Origin of the sequence: Formosa sp. Hel1_33_131 (genome assembly GCF_001735745.1) — a bacterium.
Lineage (GTDB): Bacteria > Bacteroidota > Bacteroidia > Flavobacteriales > Flavobacteriaceae > Hel1-33-131.
Genome location: NZ_CP017260.1, coordinates 2575634 through 2590831, shown reverse-complemented (window position 1 = coordinate 2590831; position 15198 = coordinate 2575634). Strand labels below are relative to the sequence as shown.

The window sequence follows — 15198 nt, the reverse complement described above, 5'->3', positions numbered from 1 at the left end:
TTTACACCTTAAAGGTCGATGAAGACGAATCAAAAGAGGACCATCAATTTATACAAAAAATCAATGCTCTTTTACGGTCCCATTTTATTGGAGTTAATCCAGAAAAATTAAGTAATAATGAATGGGCAAAGCTTTACCAGGAATATTTATATGTAAAGCACACAGATCTGGAAAATTTGTATAAAGTTATTGAAGGCGCAAATAAAAAAGCATTAGTTGAAATTTTAAGCCAAGTATTAAAAAATGGGTAGCAGTAAAACAAGTTGGGTTTTTGAATTAATAGACAAGGTGACTGCACCTATGCGAAGCGTTGATGGCGCAACTAAAAATGTTAATAAGACACTTCACAATGTGACACGCGCTTTAGATGGTATGGACGATGCTACAAAAGCAACGGCTCAAAACGCAATTAAAAGTTTTAGTGATCTTACCAAAGAAGTTAAAAAAGAAGAAAAACAACTAGACAGCTTAAAAAATCATTTAAAAAGTTTAGGTCCTGCAATAGATCCTTTACTAAAAGCAACAATAGATTTTGACATTAAAAAAGCGGAAACTAAAGTTAGACGTTATAAAGAACAATTAGTTGAAGTACAGCATGAATTAGAAGCCGTAGAAAAAGCACCAAATTCTGAAAAAATGAAGGCTAATTGGGGTGCAGCAGTTGTTGTTGCCAACCAAGCAATAGAACTGGTAAACAAAGCGATTGATGGTTTGCGGTTTACGACTGAAATTAATGATTTAAGCACCACTATAGAACGTTTTTCTGGCACATCTGGTGAACAATTAGACAGCCTTACTGAGAGAGCCTATAAGCTAGGTGCAGTCTTTAAGCAAAGCCCAGAAGAAATTGCCAAAGCTGCGAATGCTATGACCAAGCAAATAGGCGGTTCTTACGAAGAAAACTTTGCATTAATAGAAGCTGGCTTTGAAAAAGGCGCAAATATTAATGGTGATTTTATAGACCAGTTAAAAGAATACCCAACCTTTATAAATCAAGTTGGTTTATCACAATCACAAGCGATTGCATTGATGGCGAAGGCGGGTAAGGATGGTATATTTTCAGATAAGGCGATTGACAGTATTAAAGAGGCTGATTTGTCTTTACGAGAAATGGGCAAACCACAAGTGGAAGCCTTAAAAGGGATTGGCATTGAAGTTAAAGACTTAGCTGGAAAAACCACATTTGAAGCTGTACAGATGATTAGTAAAGCGATGGACGGTGCCACTGTAAGTGCTAAGCAATTAGTACTCGCAGATATTTTTAAAGGCGCTGGTGAGGATGCAGGTATTGGTTGGATTGAAGGGCTTGGCAGTATTGATTTAGATATTAACAATATACCTTCTATAGCTTCTTCTGGTGCCTCCATAAGAGGATGGTTAGCAGGTGTTAGAACCGCTTTTACAGAAACATTTGGCGGTATTGCATCAAGTGTTGTGGAATTAGCACCTGTAGCAACTGGCATCGCTTCTATGATCCCAATAATAACAACTCTAACTAAAGTGACTTGGCTACAAAGTGCTGGCACAAAAGTAGTGACCGCATTACAATGGTTATGGAATGCAGCATTAACCGCCAATCCAATCGGGCTAATAATAGTTGGTGTTGCAGCATTAGTTGCAGGCATTGTTTGGTTAGTAACGAGTATTACAGGCTGGGGCGAAGCATGGGACCACACTTGGACGGGCGCAAAGCTATTGTTTAAATCATTTATTGCGGCCACCAAAGCCTATCTTAATGTTTTTGTTAGTGGCTTCATGTTAGGTATCAATCTCATTAAAACGGGTTGGTATAAATTCAAGGAAGCGATGGGTATTGGAGATAGTACCGAAAACCAAAAGATGCTTGCCGAAATTAATGCAGACACAGAAGCTAGAAAAAAATCTATAGTAGATGGTTATAAAGAGGCCGCAGATTTAGCATTACAGTCTGGGAAAGAATTTCTGAAAGCTGGAGCGTCCTTAAGTCTAAAAGAAGATGAAGAAGAAAGTGTATTGCCAACTGGCAAAGTAGGGAGTTATGCACCACGCTTAGATGGTTCGCAAGATGGCGTAGTAAAAGCGGGTGGAAAAGGATCTGGGTTGTCTGGTTCTGGTAAAGGTGTTGGCAAACGAATAACAATGAATTTAGAAATAAAAAACTATTTCAATATTGCTAATAATTGGCGCGATGAAGTCGATAAAATTTCGGATGCAGTCACAGGGAAAATTAATGATAAACTGCGTGATGCAGTCATAAGCTTATAATGAATACAAACTTTGACATAGCAACTTTATTAAGCAAAGCATTTGGTGTAAATACAGCCAATTTTGTATTGCCAAATGATGCACCACAAAATGGGGATGCTAGCTATACTTCAATTCCTGTTAAGGAAAAAAAAGAAGCTAAAAAAATGTCATGGCTGGGAACTCCTATTATTTATCCAACGGTGTTTAAAGGTAGTACATATCAATATTATAAAGAAACAGGTATAATTGATGATCAAGCATTAAATGATTTTAATATTCCACCAGCCACGTTAATTGATTTTAGACGTGCAAAAAACATCACTAAAACAAAAATACTTGGGAGTAATGGGACGGTAAAAGAGATTTATGGCTTTGATGATTGGCAAATACGTTTTCGTGGGCTGTGTTTAGATACGCCACAAGTATCTGCATACGAACAACACCAAGAATTGTTGAAGTGGGAAAACATTGCAGATAGTATAGAAGTCATTGGTGAATTGTTTTTAGACAAGTCTATTTATAGATTGGTTATAGAAGACATTAATTTTCCACAACTAGAAGGGAAACAAAATATAATACCCTTTGAAATTGCAGCAGTTAGTGATGCACCATTGGAATTAATCTTGTGAATTATGGCATTAGCACTAAACGCAAGAATTACGCTACCAAAATATGAAGGTAGACGAGAATTAATAATACATCAAGTTTCAGCCATAACAACTGAAACGAGTTTTAAACAATTAACAGACCGGGCAACTGTAACATTGCCCAGAAATGTAAAGTTCTTTGACAAACATAAAGTGCGTGCTATTTTTAGAAGGGGCGCACCAATTAAAATTGAATTTGGCTATAATGGTAATTATGTGACGGAATTTGAGGGGTATATAACACAAGCATCTGCTGGAATCCCAGTCGTAATTACTTGTGAAGATGAAATGTGGAAACTAAAGCAGCTTCCCGTTAATGTAAGCTTTAAGAATGTGACCCTTCAAAAGCTTCTTGAAACTATTGCACCAAATTATGCTGTAGATGCCTTAGAAGGCGTAGAACTTGGCGGTGTACGGTTTGCTAAAAGTACCGTAGCACTAGTATTGGAGAAATTAAGTAAGGATCCTTACAATTTGTATAGCTATATGAAAGGCAAACGATTGGTTTGTGGTAAGTACTATGCAGATGATAGCGAAGAAGAAACGGTTAATTTTCATTTAGAACGCAACGCCGTCAGCAATGATCTAAATTACAGAAATGCAGAAGATGTTATTTTAAAAATTAAAGGTGTTTCTGTCCTGAGAAACGGTAAAAAAGTATTAGCAGAAATTGGAGATCCAGGAGGTGATGAATACCAATTAACGTATTACAATATTGAATTAAAAGCTGAAATTAAAAAGCTTTTAGAAAAAGATTACGAAACTAAAAAGCGTGGCGGTTTCGATGGCAGTTTTACAGCATTTGGTGAGCCAAGTGTAAGACATGGTTTAAAAGTTAATTTGACTAGTAAATTATATGAAGATAGATCTGGAGTGTATTATATCGAAGCCGTCAATAAAACCTTTGGCAATGCTAAAATTAGACAAGAAATAACACTAGGTGGGGTCGTATGAAAAGAGAAGGGCAAGAATTAAACGAGTTTACAAATCTTTTAGATTTAAAAACAAAAGGCAATACCAAAGTACAAACACATTGGGCTGAAGTTGTAGAAGTCGATTGGAATAACAAAACAATGACCGTAAAAGGCTTGATTGATGATTTAGAATTTTACGATGTATTACTCGGCTTAGGATCTGTTTATAAAAAACCAAAAATTGGTGCTAAATGTTTGATCGGTTTAATACTCAATAATGAAGCAGCCACCTTTTTAATAGAAGCGGAAGCTGTTGATGAACTATTTATTGAAGTAGGCACCAGTACGTTTAAAATTGATGCGAATGGGTTTTTAGTAAAGCGAAATAATGAAACATTAAAGAAGGTTCTCAATGATTTGATTGTTGAACTCAACAAAATAATAGTCATACAAGGAACAAGTATAAATGTACCAGCAATGAATGCGATTAAACAGCGGTTAAATACTGTTTTAACATAAGATGATTACAGAAGCACAATTAGCGGATCTATTAGAACAAGCCTACGATGTAGAAGCTGATGCTGGAGTTACACCAGAACAAGCCAGAAGACGTTTTGCAGAAAAACAAGCGGCGGCTATTGCTCAATTTGTCATTGGCCGTACAACAACGGTTACTGGCGTTTCAAGTGATGGTGCTACTGTAACAGCAACGGGAGTAATTAACAACTAAATGGAACAAGATATAGTATTAGATGAAAATGATGACCTAATTTTTGAAGATGGTGATTTTAAGATTGATGCTAGTTTAACACAAGATGTCGGTATCATACTTAGGTTAAATCAAGGCGAATTAAAAAGTGACCCATTACTGGGCGCTAGTATTATACGATTAGTCAATAGCAGTGTTGATGATGACGAATTGCAAACAAGAATTAAACTACACCTACAGCGTGATGGTAAAGATTATGAAGCCCTTAAAAAATACATAACACTAAATATTAAAAAAAGCTAATGGAATTTATTAAACAACACATCACGGAAATCTTGACCGCCCTAGCGGGGGTCAGCGCATGGCTTTTTGAGCGCAAAAAGCGACACCAAGAAATCCAAAGCACCAACGATATACACCAGCAGCATATTGTAGATATGTACCAAGAGGCACTGACGGACTTAAAAAACCGCTACGACTCAAAATTTTTGGAGTTGGAAAAAGAAATACAGTTGTTGCGTGAAAATTTGGATTTGTGGAAAGGCAAATACAGAACTCTTAAAAAAGAGTTTGACGACTATAGAAAACAACACGAAGCAAAAAATTAATGAAACCTAGAGTCATATATAATCAAAATCTTTTAGATATAGCTATTCAAGAGTATGGCACACCATACGCTGTGTTTGATTTAGCAATAGTTAATGGTTTAGGTATTACTGATGATTTAGAAGAAGGAATAATTTTAGAATTAGCCAAAAATAGTTTTGAAGAAAATGAAGCCGCAGATTATTACAAAAAAAAGCAAATAAGACCTGCAACAGCAACTAAAATAACCGTTAATCAATCCTTAGGAGGCATCGGGATTATGAATATAACAAACACATTTATAATAGGATAGAAAATGAAGAAACCTTTACATATAATAAAAACATGGTTTGAAACGGGAGACGTCCCTACCCAGCAGCAATTCTACGATGCTTTTGATAGTTTCCATCATAAAGACAATGGCGAGATACTTACAGAAAAATCAGTAAATGCTGCAGGTGACGTCACTTTTAAATTTACGGATGGCGAAATTTTAATTATAGAAAAATTTGTACCCGATGTTTCCAAACCTATGGCATATATTGACGGATTAGTAGATGCTATAAACACCATAACGACAAATATTACAACGCTGCAAACTTTAAAAGTGGATAAAGTGAACGGCAAAGGATTATCGGATACCAATTTTAGCCAATCCGAAAAAGAAAAATTAGCCAGTTTAGAAAATTACATACCGCCAAGCTCCCAGCCTATTGATTTTATAGATGGCTTACAAGATTTATTAAACCAAGTACAGCAGAATATTACTTTAAAAGTAGATAAAGAAGATGGTAAAGGGTTATCGGACACCAATTTTAGCCAAGCCGAAAAAGAAAAGTTGGCTGGCTTAAAACAAAAGTGGGACAATACTGATAATAGCAATATTAAAACTATTGATTCAACAAAAGTAGCTATTAATAGAGATGAAGCAGATTATGCTTTAGACGTTGGTGTAAAGACTACAGAAACACCACTTACTGGTACAGCAAGTTTTAACGGTTTTGAAATTGTTGGTGTAGGAACTTCATTTTTAAGTGAATTAAACAACAGAGATAGTGTGCTGTTAGAAGATGGGCAAATTATAGCTATTCATAGCATCAATAATGATACATCGGCTTATTCCTTTTCAGGAGGCAACCCTGCAAATAGTGGTGTGTTAAAAAAAGTTATAGTTGATGAAAAACTATTCAATTTACAAGATGTTTTACAAATTTTAAGAAAAAGCGCTAATAACATATATAATAATAGTGAATTAAACTTTATTGGAAATGCTAATATAAATAGACACGCAGACCAAGGAATTATAAAAGATACCGTAAAGACTGATACAAATGGAAACTCTTATATAGTAGAATATATTCAAGGAATGGTTTTTGGCTCTATTCAAAGAATATACAAGGACACAAATGACAATTCAAAATTTAGAACCTTGTTTAGTAGAGACAATGGAACTTACAATTTAACCATTGAATGCAACGGTATTAAAACACTTAAAATATGGGAGGATGGAGCTATCGAAATAATAGGTCTGCCCACAACTTCACAAGGGTCAAATAAACTTTATAGAGATACTAACGGGTTTTTAAAAATAGGATAACATGAAAATATTACAGTTAAAAAGAAAACAAAACACGCCATTTATAAGTGATACAGGAAGTTCGCATAATAATGCTGTACTAATAGTATCAGGTATTGAAAATCAAATAATAGACAAACATTTAAGGGTTCGTTTTCTGGTATTCAACTCTATTGACGATTTAGATAAAAAACCAATTGACACTGGTTTTGTTTTGTCATTTGATATGATAGATACAACAGATACTATTATACATCCTGACACAAAGGAAGTTATTAAATGGGGTAAACCGAATTACATCGATGTTTTAGCCTTATTTAATATCGTAGATGATGGCATTATACTTACCTCTGTACAGGCGGAAGCATGGCTATTAAATGGTATAGAATTTAAAAATGAAGCATTAAATCAAAACTGGGAATTTTAAAATAAGCACATCAAATGGCAAGGGATTTAAACACCATACAGCAACTCATTTTAGATAAGAAAACGGAAACCGCAGAGCTTTCTGCCTTAGAGGTTTTAACTACGGATGAGCAACGTACTTTATCAAGTCTTACAAGTATCTCCAAAGTGGCTATATGGCGACTATGGGTGTATATTGTTGCTTTTGCTATATGGTCATTAGAAAATCTTTTTGATATTTATGAAACCGAGGTAGACCAGCGTATAGCGGCTAACGAAATACATAATTTTCTTTGGTACAAAAAAAAGGCTTTAGAGTTTCAATATGGGCATGCTTTAGTACCTCAAACCGATTATTACGATAATACGGATTTGGTGGTAGCAGATATTGAGCAAAGTAAAATCATAAAGCATGTTGCCGTTATACGTAAAATTATAAATGGGCATGGTTTTTTAGAGTTAAAACTCGCTAAAGAAGAAAACACTCAATTAGTCCCATTAGAAGCTCCCGAAATGGAAGCCTTTAAAGCATATATGTTCTTGGTTGCCGATGCTGGTACATACATACAATATATATCACTACCTCACGACGATTTAAAGCTCGTTTTAGAAATACAATACGACCCGCAAATACTTTGGCAAGATGGAAGCCGAAAAGATGGTACAGATAACACACCAGTAATACAAGCAATCAATACGTTTTTATACACCCTTGAATTTAACGGCGAACTGATATTAACCAAGCTAACAGATTACTTGCAGAATGTTGAGGGTGTTAAAATTCCAAAAATACGAGAAGCATACTCTAAATATGGAGACTTTGACTATGCCGAAATTGACGAGACTTATATCGCAAGAGCTGGCTATATGCGTTTAGATTTAGATAACACCGTAATAAATTACGTGCCTCGTGAACTTTGATAGGATATACATAATAGATTACAACAAACTTGTTGTTTGGCTCTTGCCTACTTTTTTAAGAAAGGTTAAGCTCTTTACATGGTTGCAGGTACTCATTGCACCTATAAAAGAACTGTACAGTGATTTTTTAAAGTTTCGTAAACGAGTTAATTACAAGTTGAGCCATAACTCACAAGTCTGTTATTTACAAAAGGTATTAAATGATGCTTTTGATACTGAGTTAAAGCGAATTTATATCGAAAATGGTATTTTTTTACAAGCCCTTTATGTGTACACACCCGAAGAGCAATTACCTGTTTATATCGACACGCAATATATATACAGTGATGAAGATTTAATAGGCGGTCAGGATGATTTTTTAGTATTTGTTCCTATTGAATTAAAACCAGCATCGCCGATTGCTTTGGAAGGATTTTTAAGTGATATGAGAACATTAATCAATGCGTATAAACTCGCATCAAAAACATATAATATAAAATGGATAGAGTAGAATTATATAGCGGTGGTTTCCCAGTAACCACTACAACGTTTAATTTTTTGCAAGATGCCTACGGGAAGGCAATTAAGGCATTAACCGCATTAGGGGGCGATACTTTCATTTTGGAAGGTGTACAAGTTGTTGCAGGGAATGTTACAGAGGGTTCTATTGTGTATAATGGGGAGCTTTTACCTTTTCGGGGTGGCACTTTTAATAATACCGTAAGTATCTACGAAGATGTACAAGAAGTTGCGTACAACCAAGATAATGATAACGATGGTAATTTAGACCAAAAACGAGCATATGTTAGTCGGTATGCTAAATGCGGAACGGGTGGCTTAGAGTCCTTTAATTTCAATTTACTAAAGCGGTTTACGCCACTTACTCAAATGTCCATGCCAATAGGTTTGATAAGTATGTGGAGCGGTGCGATTGCTAATATCCCACAAGGTTGGGTATTGTGTAACGGAACTAATGGAACTCCAAATTTAAGAGGTCGTTTTGTGGTTGGATTGGACCCCACAAATACCGAGTATAATGCGGTTGGTAAAAAGGGTGGCAGTAATAATATAACACCTTCCGGGACTATAAATAACAAATCTATTTCTTTAACAGTTTCAAGAGATGGGTGGGGAAAAACAGGAAGTTCATTAGGGTCTGCGACTTCTGGAAGATTACTTGTCGGTTCTGGACGAGGTGAAATAGCAGAAAACTTAGAATCGATTAACGCTGCTGGTAGTAATAAAATAGTTACTAATTCGCACAATCACGTATTTACAGGCAGCCCAAAGGACAACCGACCACCATATTACGCACTGGCTTATATAATGTTTAAAGGATTATAATTATGAAAATAGAAACAACAACAGGGAATATTCTTATCAAAACTGATAATGATGAAATTGAGCATATAATTGCAACGGATGTATTTATTCAGAAACATCCGAGAAATGAAAAAGGAGTCTTGATTAGTAAGACACCTACCAACCAAGAAGAAAAGGAGGCTATAATGCTTTTTGTCGATCAAGTGACAGCCATAAATGGTGTTGCTTTTTCGGGTGACAGAAACGATTTGATGATTGAATTATCAAAACTTTTTAAAAAAGGTGGGGCTGACGGCGAGGGGTCAGGAAAAACTTACGTGCAAACATTCAAAACATCCAAAACGTTTGGTGATGGAAATGCTGCGCTTCTTAACCTCTTTCCAGAAATAACAGTCCAGCCTAACAAGCAAGTTAGGTTGGATATCTATGTGCCGACTCGCGATAACACTAATAGTTGGGGAGGCTTATATGTGAATGTTAACGCAAAGGTGAACGGTACTTGGCATAATCTCGGTAATACCGGATATGATGGTGGTGTGATGTCTAATTCGGCCAATGCGATTCACGCCTTAAATCACCAAATGATTTTGGATTTCATTGGCAATTTGTCCCTTGATAAATCAAAACCTTTCACATTACAATTTGAGTTGACTGCAAGAACATACAACGGCGTTACTTATGTAAATGGGGCACACGACATCAATAGAACAGCAAGTGGATTAGGTAGCCGAGGCACATTGAAAACATGGGCTTCTGACCAGAATTACACACATTTAATTATAACCGAAATAAACCGATAAGATGACAAGAGAAGAATACATCGAGCAAATAGAGTTGTACAATGCAGCTCCTCTAGAAAATAAGGAAAATATTCCTACGGAAACGTTAAATTCAATTTATCAATCAATTCTATATCCACAACGGAGAATTGATGGTCAAAAATTTTCTGACATGCAAGGCGCAAAGCTTGTGATACTGGAAGTGCCAGATGCCGTTAAGAAAGCTATTTCAGACTTTTTCGCACCGTCGCAAAATTTTCTGGTTTTGGGTTGGTGGAAATCGGCCTTAAGAAACTTGCAGGCAAGGAAGCCTAACGCCTATGTGAGTGCGGAGCTTCTCGGAAGTGTCATAAATTATATCGAAGAATACATCGAGAAAAGTTATAAAAAATGAAGAATTTTACCTTATCAATCGTATTAGTAATTGTAGCAATTGTATTATTTGATAGTCTGCTATTGCTTGCAATTCCTTGGGGCATTGTAGCTTCTCTTTGGAAACGAAAGTTTAAAAACGGTTTAAATGAATTATCCGTATGGTTTTATGCATGGGCTATCAGCATTGACCAGTTAGGAAATGTAGTATGCAAAGAATTGTTTAATGATACTTTAATCTTACATACTGGTATTCCTTTTGGCAACCCCGATGAAACTATTAGTAGCGTTTTAGGAAAAAATAAGAAAGCAAATACACTTTCAAAAGGAGGTAAAGGATTGGATTGGATTTTAAATAAATTAGACCCTAACCACTCAATTAATAGTATTGAAATAGACGAGTAATAAACCTTTGGGGACGGGTTTGAAAAAAGTCCCCCAACATTAAAATACTTCTCACAGTAATTAAAATTTAGCATTAAAGCCCAGTTGGAGGACATAAGTCTTCCGGTTGGGCTGCTGCATTATATTTAATTACTGTGAGAAGTAGCAAAGATAAAATAAAAATGAATAAATACCACCAAACACTTAGTTACATTTTAAAAAATGGCAAAGTTCAAACGAACAAGAAAGGGGCGATTAAATACCTTTTAAATAAGAAATTAACGTTGAAAGCAATTGATCTGCTCGAGGTCTTCGAGGGGCATCCTATGGCGCGTAAGAAGCTCAAAGATGAGCTCAATCTATTTATGGCGGGAGAACGAATGACAGAGGCATACAGAGAAGTAGGAATCACTTGGTGGGACTATTGTGGCCCTATACTTGTGAACTCTTACCCGACCTATTTTGAGCAGTTGCCAGCCTTGATTGCTAAGATCAACAAAGAGAAGCGAAGTAGTAAGAATTACGTAATGTTTTTGGGAGCGACGAATCAAGAGAGTAATCAGCAACCGTGCTTGTCATTAATCCAATTTCAAATAGAAAAGGGTAAGTTGATCCTCAGTGCCTACCAACGCAGCTCGGATGCTTCACTTGGTCTTCCTGCGGACATTTATCACTTGTACTTAATCAGTAAACAGATCGAGTTGCCACTCAAAAGTATTACGTTGTTCCTGGGCAATGTGCACATCTATGAAAACAATATTAAAGGTACAAAACAGCTGTTAAAAGGAAATTCAATAAAATTTAATTTGAACGTATGAAAACACCCACATCTTATTACGGAGGGAAACAGAATTTAGTAGCTACCATATTACCATTAATACCGCCGCACAAACTATATGCAGAAGTATTTGTTGGAGGAGGTGCAATCTTTTGGGCAAAACCAAAGAGCGATACTGAGGTTATTAATGACACCAACCGTGAACTGATTAATTTTTATGAAGTAGTACAGAATGAGTTTTTAGATCTTGAAAAGATGATTAGGATCTCATTGCACTCACGATCATTATTTAAAGATGCAATTGTAATTTACAACAATCCACACATGTTTACTCGTATTCAGAGAGCATGGTCTATTTGGATAATGGCTGCTCAGTCCTTCTCATCAATGCTCGATGGATCGTTCGGTTATGATAAAAAGAAAGGCACGACATCTCAGAAGATAACCAATAAGCGAAATTCCTTTACTGAAGAGTACTCAATCAGGATACAGAATGTAAATATTGAAAGTACAGATGCTTTAAGGATCATACGTAGTAGAGACTTTAAAGACGCTTTCTTTTACTGTGATCCTCCATACTACAACAGCGATTGCGGTCATTATGATGGATATAGTATAGATGACTTTGAAAACCTCTTAAAAACGCTGTCAAGCATAGAAGGTAAATTTCTAATGAGTAGTTATCCAAGTGAAATACTATCAAAGTATACAGAGGAGTATGGATGGTTTACGATTAAACTAGAGCAAAGCGTGAGTGTGTCAAACAATAGCGGTAAGCCACATAAGAAGAAAATTGAAGTACTCACAGCTAATTATGATTTATCTAACCCAAAAGATGATTTAAAGCTATTTTAAAGGTCTTTAAATTAAACTAACTCATATATTTGTTTTTTATGTACAATTCGATTTAAATCTTTGTACAATTCGATTTCACGATTATAGGTATCAATTGGTTATCAATTGTATCCATCGCAACCATTATTATAAGTTACACCCTTAAACAACTCTAAAATTAAATTAAATGAAGAAACAATTAAACACCACCCTTATCTATGTGCTCAGTATTTTAGGATTACTCTGCTGTTGTTTTGGCGGATTGGGATTTTTATTATCGGGGCCTGCCTATTTAATGGCACATAATAAAGTGAAAGACGCTTCCGAAAACTCCGATGACTATGAAGGTAATTTAAATGCAATGAATACTGCTAAAACAATAGCCTTAGTCATCTTAATCATCAATCTATTGTATTTTATATATGCGCTGTATGTATTCTTTTCTGGTGGCTATGACGAGGTCTTCGACCGCTGGGATGAAGTTATGGAAGAAATTAGAAAAAACTCCTAAAACCGATTACACCCCCTAGCTGCTAGGGGGTGTAATATATTAAATTATAGAGATCATTAACCACTCCCCTATACTGTTAATGACTTATTAACAAGATTAACGTTTCGTTAGGACATTCGACTATAATAATTACTTAGTTTTATCGAACAAATTAACATACAATTATATGACTTTTAAAAACATTCCTGAAGCTTATAAAATCAACGCACTTGTTGAGCAAAAAACATATTTGGTAAATGGTGAAATCAAAGAATGGTCTGGCAAAATGACCGATGTCTATTCAACCATCTCCTCTACCGAGAATTATAAACCTACACTGTTAGGAAGTGTTCCAGAACTCACAAAAACCGAAGCCTTAGAGGCCTTAGATGCGGCATCAAACGCTTATAATAATGGACAAGGCGAATGGCCTACCATGAAAGTTGGCGATCGTATTGCATGCATGGAGAAATTTGCTGAGCAAATGAAAACCAAACGTGATTCCATCGTAAAATACCTCATGTGGGAAATTGGAAAAAACCTTGGAGACTCTGAAAAAGAATTTGACCGTACTGTAGATTATATCTACGATACGATAGATGATTATAAACAAGTAGATCGTAATTCTGCTAAGTTTCAAAAACATTCTGGTGTATATGCGCACATTAGACGGGGCCCTATTGGCGTCGTGTTGTGTTTAGGTCCTTATAATTATCCCTTAAATGAAACCTTCGCGTTATTAATCCCTGCACTTATTATGGGGAATACCACAGTATTTAAACCTGCAAAACTAGGTGTGTTATTGCTATCTCCTTTATTAGAAGCGTTCCAAAACAGCTTCCCTAAAGGCGTTGTGAATGTACTGTATGGACGTGGACGCGTCTTGGCAACTCCCATAATGGAAACGGGGAAAATAGATGTTCTTGCGTTGATTGGGCACAGTAGCTCTGCCAATGCCTTACAAAATAGCCACCCTAAAGGAAACCGATTGCGTTCTGTTTTAGGATTAGAAGCTAAAAACCCTGGTATTGTTTTGCCAGATGCCGATTTAGACCTTGCTATAAACGAATGTATTGCTGGTACCCTTTCTTTTAATGGACAACGTTGTACCGCGCTTAAAATACTCTATGTTCATGAAAGTATTGCCGAGGAATTTAACAAACGTTTTTGTGAGAAAGTAGATGCACTCAAATTTGGAAATCCCTGGGAAGAAGGAGTTCAGCTTACGCCACTTCCAGAACCTAACAAGCCCGCTTATGTTCAAGGGTTAATTGAAGATGCGCAATCTAAAGGGGCGAACATATTAAATTCAAAAGGAGGACAACTCTCTGATAATTATATTTTTCCAGCGGTGCTCTATCCTGTCACTAAAGATATGGAAGTGTACAAAGAAGAACAATTTGGACCGGTCATACCCATCATTACGTTTACCGATGTTCAGCAGGTGTTGGATGACATGGCAGAATCCAATTATGGTCAACAAGTCAGTGTTTTTGGTGAAAATGCAGACACCTTAGCACCACTCTTTGATGTGCTTGTCAACCTTGTGTGTCGCGTCAACTTGAACAGTTCTTGTCAACGAGGACCAGATGTATTTCCGTTCACAGGAAGAAAAGATTCCGCATTTAGCACCTTAAGTGTACGCGATGCGTTGCGCTCATTCTCGATACGAACGTTTGTAGCTACTAAAGAAAATGAGGCGAATAAAGCGATTTTGAAGAATCTATTAGAATCTAGTAAATCTAATTTTGTGAGTACCGAGTACCTCTTATAAAGTACTGTCAGACTTTTATAAATCAAACAATCCCTTCTAAATTTTAGTAGGGATTGTTTTTTTTAGTACATTTATGCTTATTAACACCCCAAACCCAACAACCTACTCGTCCATTTGTTATATGGAAAAGCGTTGCGAGCGGGGACCAAAGAACCCCATATCTATGAAAACTCGTTTAGTTAGTACGCCTATTTTCACGCTCTCGTTTATAAGTTTAATAAGTGCCTGTTTCGGAGGTATCGGAATTATTTTTTCTGTCGTGGCTTTATACATGGCCAATCAAAAAATCAAACAAGCCGAACACAATCCACTCGGATTTACAGGGTCTTTAAAAACAATGAAACTCGCTAAAATCGCTGCCATTATTTCTTTAGTGGTCAACCTGTTCTATGTTGGATACACAGCTATTTGGATTTATGAACATGGCTATCAAGCATTTGAAGACCGCTGGTTGAATATGATATTTTTAAGATAAGAACTGTCATCTAACATAGACCATTGA

At 36.1% G+C, this 15198-nt stretch carries 21 protein-coding genes; all 21 read left to right on the top strand.

Going from position 1 to position 15198, the window contains the following annotated elements; genetic code table 11:
* Positions 1 to 243 precede the first annotated feature (243 nt).
* The 21 genes from FORMB_RS12025 to FORMB_RS11925 all read left to right on the top strand — a co-directional run bounded on the left by FORMB_RS12025 (position 244) and on the right by FORMB_RS11925 (position 15171).
* Positions 244 to 2244, top strand: a complete 2001-nt coding sequence (locus FORMB_RS12025; protein WP_069677697.1) for a phage tail tape measure protein — start codon at positions 244 to 246, stop codon at positions 2242 to 2244.
* On the top strand, positions 2244 to 2855 hold the full coding sequence (locus tag FORMB_RS12020; protein ID WP_069677696.1) for a DUF6046 domain-containing protein: 612 nt from the start codon (positions 2244 to 2246) through the stop codon (positions 2853 to 2855). Before FORMB_RS12025 ends, FORMB_RS12020 begins: the two co-directional genes overlap by 1 nt.
* A 3-nt stretch (positions 2856 to 2858) precedes the next feature.
* Positions 2859 to 3827, top strand: coding sequence for a hypothetical protein (locus FORMB_RS12015; RefSeq protein ID WP_069677695.1), 969 nt, complete (start codon positions 2859 to 2861; stop codon positions 3825 to 3827).
* Positions 3824 to 4306 carry a hypothetical protein gene (locus FORMB_RS12010; RefSeq protein ID WP_069677694.1) on the top strand — a complete coding sequence of 161 codons (483 nt, stop codon included), beginning with the start codon at positions 3824 to 3826 and terminating at the stop codon, positions 4304 to 4306. Before FORMB_RS12015 ends, FORMB_RS12010 begins: the two co-directional genes overlap by 4 nt.
* A 1-nt stretch (position 4307) precedes the next feature.
* Positions 4308 to 4517, top strand: a complete 210-nt coding sequence (locus FORMB_RS12005; protein ID WP_069677693.1) for a hypothetical protein — start codon at positions 4308 to 4310, stop codon at positions 4515 to 4517.
* Entirely contained in the window at positions 4518 to 4799 is a 282-nt protein-coding gene (locus FORMB_RS12000; protein ID WP_069677692.1) for a hypothetical protein, read from the top strand.
* Positions 4799 to 5104 carry a hypothetical protein gene (locus FORMB_RS11995; protein ID WP_069677691.1) on the top strand — a complete coding sequence of 102 codons (306 nt, stop codon included), beginning with the start codon at positions 4799 to 4801 and terminating at the stop codon, positions 5102 to 5104. The genes FORMB_RS12000 and FORMB_RS11995 overlap by 1 nt, the downstream gene beginning before the upstream one ends.
* The gene (locus FORMB_RS11990; RefSeq protein WP_069677690.1) at positions 5104 to 5394 is read left to right on the top strand and encodes a hypothetical protein; all 291 of its coding nucleotides are present in this window, start codon (positions 5104 to 5106) and stop codon (positions 5392 to 5394) included. The genes FORMB_RS11995 and FORMB_RS11990 overlap by 1 nt, the downstream gene beginning before the upstream one ends.
* Before the next feature lie 3 nt (positions 5395 to 5397).
* Positions 5398 to 6678, top strand: a complete 1281-nt coding sequence (locus tag FORMB_RS11985) for a hypothetical protein (protein ID WP_069677689.1) — start codon at positions 5398 to 5400, stop codon at positions 6676 to 6678.
* Between the two features lies 1 nt (position 6679).
* Positions 6680 to 7084 carry a hypothetical protein gene (locus FORMB_RS11980; RefSeq protein WP_069677688.1) on the top strand — a complete coding sequence of 135 codons (405 nt, stop codon included), beginning with the start codon at positions 6680 to 6682 and terminating at the stop codon, positions 7082 to 7084.
* Between the two features lie 14 nt (positions 7085 to 7098).
* The gene (locus FORMB_RS11975) at positions 7099 to 7983 is read left to right on the top strand and encodes a hypothetical protein (protein ID WP_069677687.1); all 885 of its coding nucleotides are present in this window, start codon (positions 7099 to 7101) and stop codon (positions 7981 to 7983) included.
* A gap of 157 nt (positions 7984 to 8140) precedes the next feature.
* Positions 8141 to 8473 (top strand): hypothetical protein, encoded by a 333-nt coding sequence (locus FORMB_RS11970; RefSeq protein ID WP_157498178.1) that lies wholly within the window; start codon positions 8141 to 8143, stop codon positions 8471 to 8473.
* The gene (locus FORMB_RS11965) at positions 8461 to 9306 is read left to right on the top strand and encodes a phage tail protein (protein ID WP_069677686.1); all 846 of its coding nucleotides are present in this window, start codon (positions 8461 to 8463) and stop codon (positions 9304 to 9306) included. Before FORMB_RS11970 ends, FORMB_RS11965 begins: the two co-directional genes overlap by 13 nt.
* Before the next feature lie 2 nt (positions 9307 to 9308).
* Complete coding sequence (locus FORMB_RS11960; protein WP_069677685.1) at positions 9309 to 10085, top strand: hypothetical protein; 777 nt, start codon at positions 9309 to 9311, stop codon at positions 10083 to 10085.
* Between the two features lies 1 nt (position 10086).
* A complete protein-coding gene (locus tag FORMB_RS11955) occupies positions 10087 to 10458 on the top strand; it encodes a hypothetical protein (RefSeq protein WP_069677684.1) in 372 nt (123 codons plus the stop codon).
* Positions 10455 to 10841, top strand: coding sequence for a hypothetical protein (locus tag FORMB_RS11950; protein WP_069677683.1), 387 nt, complete (start codon positions 10455 to 10457; stop codon positions 10839 to 10841). Before FORMB_RS11955 ends, FORMB_RS11950 begins: the two co-directional genes overlap by 4 nt.
* Positions 10842 to 11002: 161 nt before the next feature.
* Positions 11003 to 11638, top strand: a complete 636-nt coding sequence (locus FORMB_RS11945; RefSeq protein WP_069677682.1) for a thymidylate synthase — start codon at positions 11003 to 11005, stop codon at positions 11636 to 11638.
* Positions 11635 to 12453, top strand: a complete 819-nt coding sequence (locus tag FORMB_RS11940; protein WP_069677681.1) for a DNA adenine methylase — start codon at positions 11635 to 11637, stop codon at positions 12451 to 12453. Before FORMB_RS11945 ends, FORMB_RS11940 begins: the two co-directional genes overlap by 4 nt.
* Positions 12454 to 12619: 166 nt before the next feature.
* Positions 12620 to 12943, top strand: a complete 324-nt coding sequence (locus FORMB_RS11935; protein WP_069677680.1) for a CCC motif membrane protein — start codon at positions 12620 to 12622, stop codon at positions 12941 to 12943.
* Between the two features lie 166 nt (positions 12944 to 13109).
* Positions 13110 to 14696, top strand: coding sequence for an NADP-dependent glyceraldehyde-3-phosphate dehydrogenase (locus FORMB_RS11930; RefSeq protein WP_069677679.1), 1587 nt, complete (start codon positions 13110 to 13112; stop codon positions 14694 to 14696).
* Positions 14697 to 14859: 163 nt separating this feature from the next.
* Positions 14860 to 15171: a CCC motif membrane protein gene (locus tag FORMB_RS11925; protein WP_157498176.1), complete on the top strand. Its 312-nt coding sequence runs from the start codon at positions 14860 to 14862 to the stop codon at positions 15169 to 15171.
* Positions 15172 to 15198 lie beyond the last annotated feature (27 nt).

Excerpts from the sequence above, each read along its gene's own strand:
- FORMB_RS12025 (WP_069677697.1), top strand. The coding sequence starts at position 244 with ATGGGTAGCAGTAAAACAAGTTGGGTTTTTGAATTAATAGACAAGGTG.
- FORMB_RS12020 (WP_069677696.1), top strand. The coding sequence starts at position 2,244 with ATGAATACAAACTTTGACATAGCAACTTTATTAAGCAAAGCATTTGGT.
- FORMB_RS12015 (WP_069677695.1), top strand. The coding sequence starts at position 2,859 with ATGGCATTAGCACTAAACGCAAGAATTACGCTACCAAAATATGAAGGT.
- FORMB_RS12010 (WP_069677694.1), top strand. The coding sequence starts at position 3,824 with ATGAAAAGAGAAGGGCAAGAATTAAACGAGTTTACAAATCTTTTAGAT.
- FORMB_RS12005 (WP_069677693.1), top strand. The coding sequence starts at position 4,308 with ATGATTACAGAAGCACAATTAGCGGATCTATTAGAACAAGCCTACGAT.
- FORMB_RS12000 (WP_069677692.1), top strand. The coding sequence starts at position 4,518 with ATGGAACAAGATATAGTATTAGATGAAAATGATGACCTAATTTTTGAA.
- FORMB_RS11995 (WP_069677691.1), top strand. The coding sequence starts at position 4,799 with ATGGAATTTATTAAACAACACATCACGGAAATCTTGACCGCCCTAGCG.
- FORMB_RS11990 (WP_069677690.1), top strand. The coding sequence starts at position 5,104 with ATGAAACCTAGAGTCATATATAATCAAAATCTTTTAGATATAGCTATT.
- FORMB_RS11985 (WP_069677689.1), top strand. The coding sequence starts at position 5,398 with ATGAAGAAACCTTTACATATAATAAAAACATGGTTTGAAACGGGAGAC.
- FORMB_RS11980 (WP_069677688.1), top strand. The coding sequence starts at position 6,680 with ATGAAAATATTACAGTTAAAAAGAAAACAAAACACGCCATTTATAAGT.
- FORMB_RS11975 (WP_069677687.1), top strand. The coding sequence starts at position 7,099 with ATGGCAAGGGATTTAAACACCATACAGCAACTCATTTTAGATAAGAAA.
- FORMB_RS11965 (WP_069677686.1), top strand. The coding sequence starts at position 8,461 with ATGGATAGAGTAGAATTATATAGCGGTGGTTTCCCAGTAACCACTACA.
- FORMB_RS11960 (WP_069677685.1), top strand. The coding sequence starts at position 9,309 with ATGAAAATAGAAACAACAACAGGGAATATTCTTATCAAAACTGATAAT.
- FORMB_RS11955 (WP_069677684.1), top strand. The coding sequence starts at position 10,087 with ATGACAAGAGAAGAATACATCGAGCAAATAGAGTTGTACAATGCAGCT.
- FORMB_RS11950 (WP_069677683.1), top strand. The coding sequence starts at position 10,455 with ATGAAGAATTTTACCTTATCAATCGTATTAGTAATTGTAGCAATTGTA.
- FORMB_RS11945 (WP_069677682.1), top strand. The coding sequence starts at position 11,003 with ATGAATAAATACCACCAAACACTTAGTTACATTTTAAAAAATGGCAAA.
- FORMB_RS11940 (WP_069677681.1), top strand. The coding sequence starts at position 11,635 with ATGAAAACACCCACATCTTATTACGGAGGGAAACAGAATTTAGTAGCT.
- FORMB_RS11935 (WP_069677680.1), top strand. The coding sequence starts at position 12,620 with ATGAAGAAACAATTAAACACCACCCTTATCTATGTGCTCAGTATTTTA.
- FORMB_RS11930 (WP_069677679.1), top strand. The coding sequence starts at position 13,110 with ATGACTTTTAAAAACATTCCTGAAGCTTATAAAATCAACGCACTTGTT.
- FORMB_RS11925 (WP_157498176.1), top strand. The coding sequence starts at position 14,860 with ATGAAAACTCGTTTAGTTAGTACGCCTATTTTCACGCTCTCGTTTATA.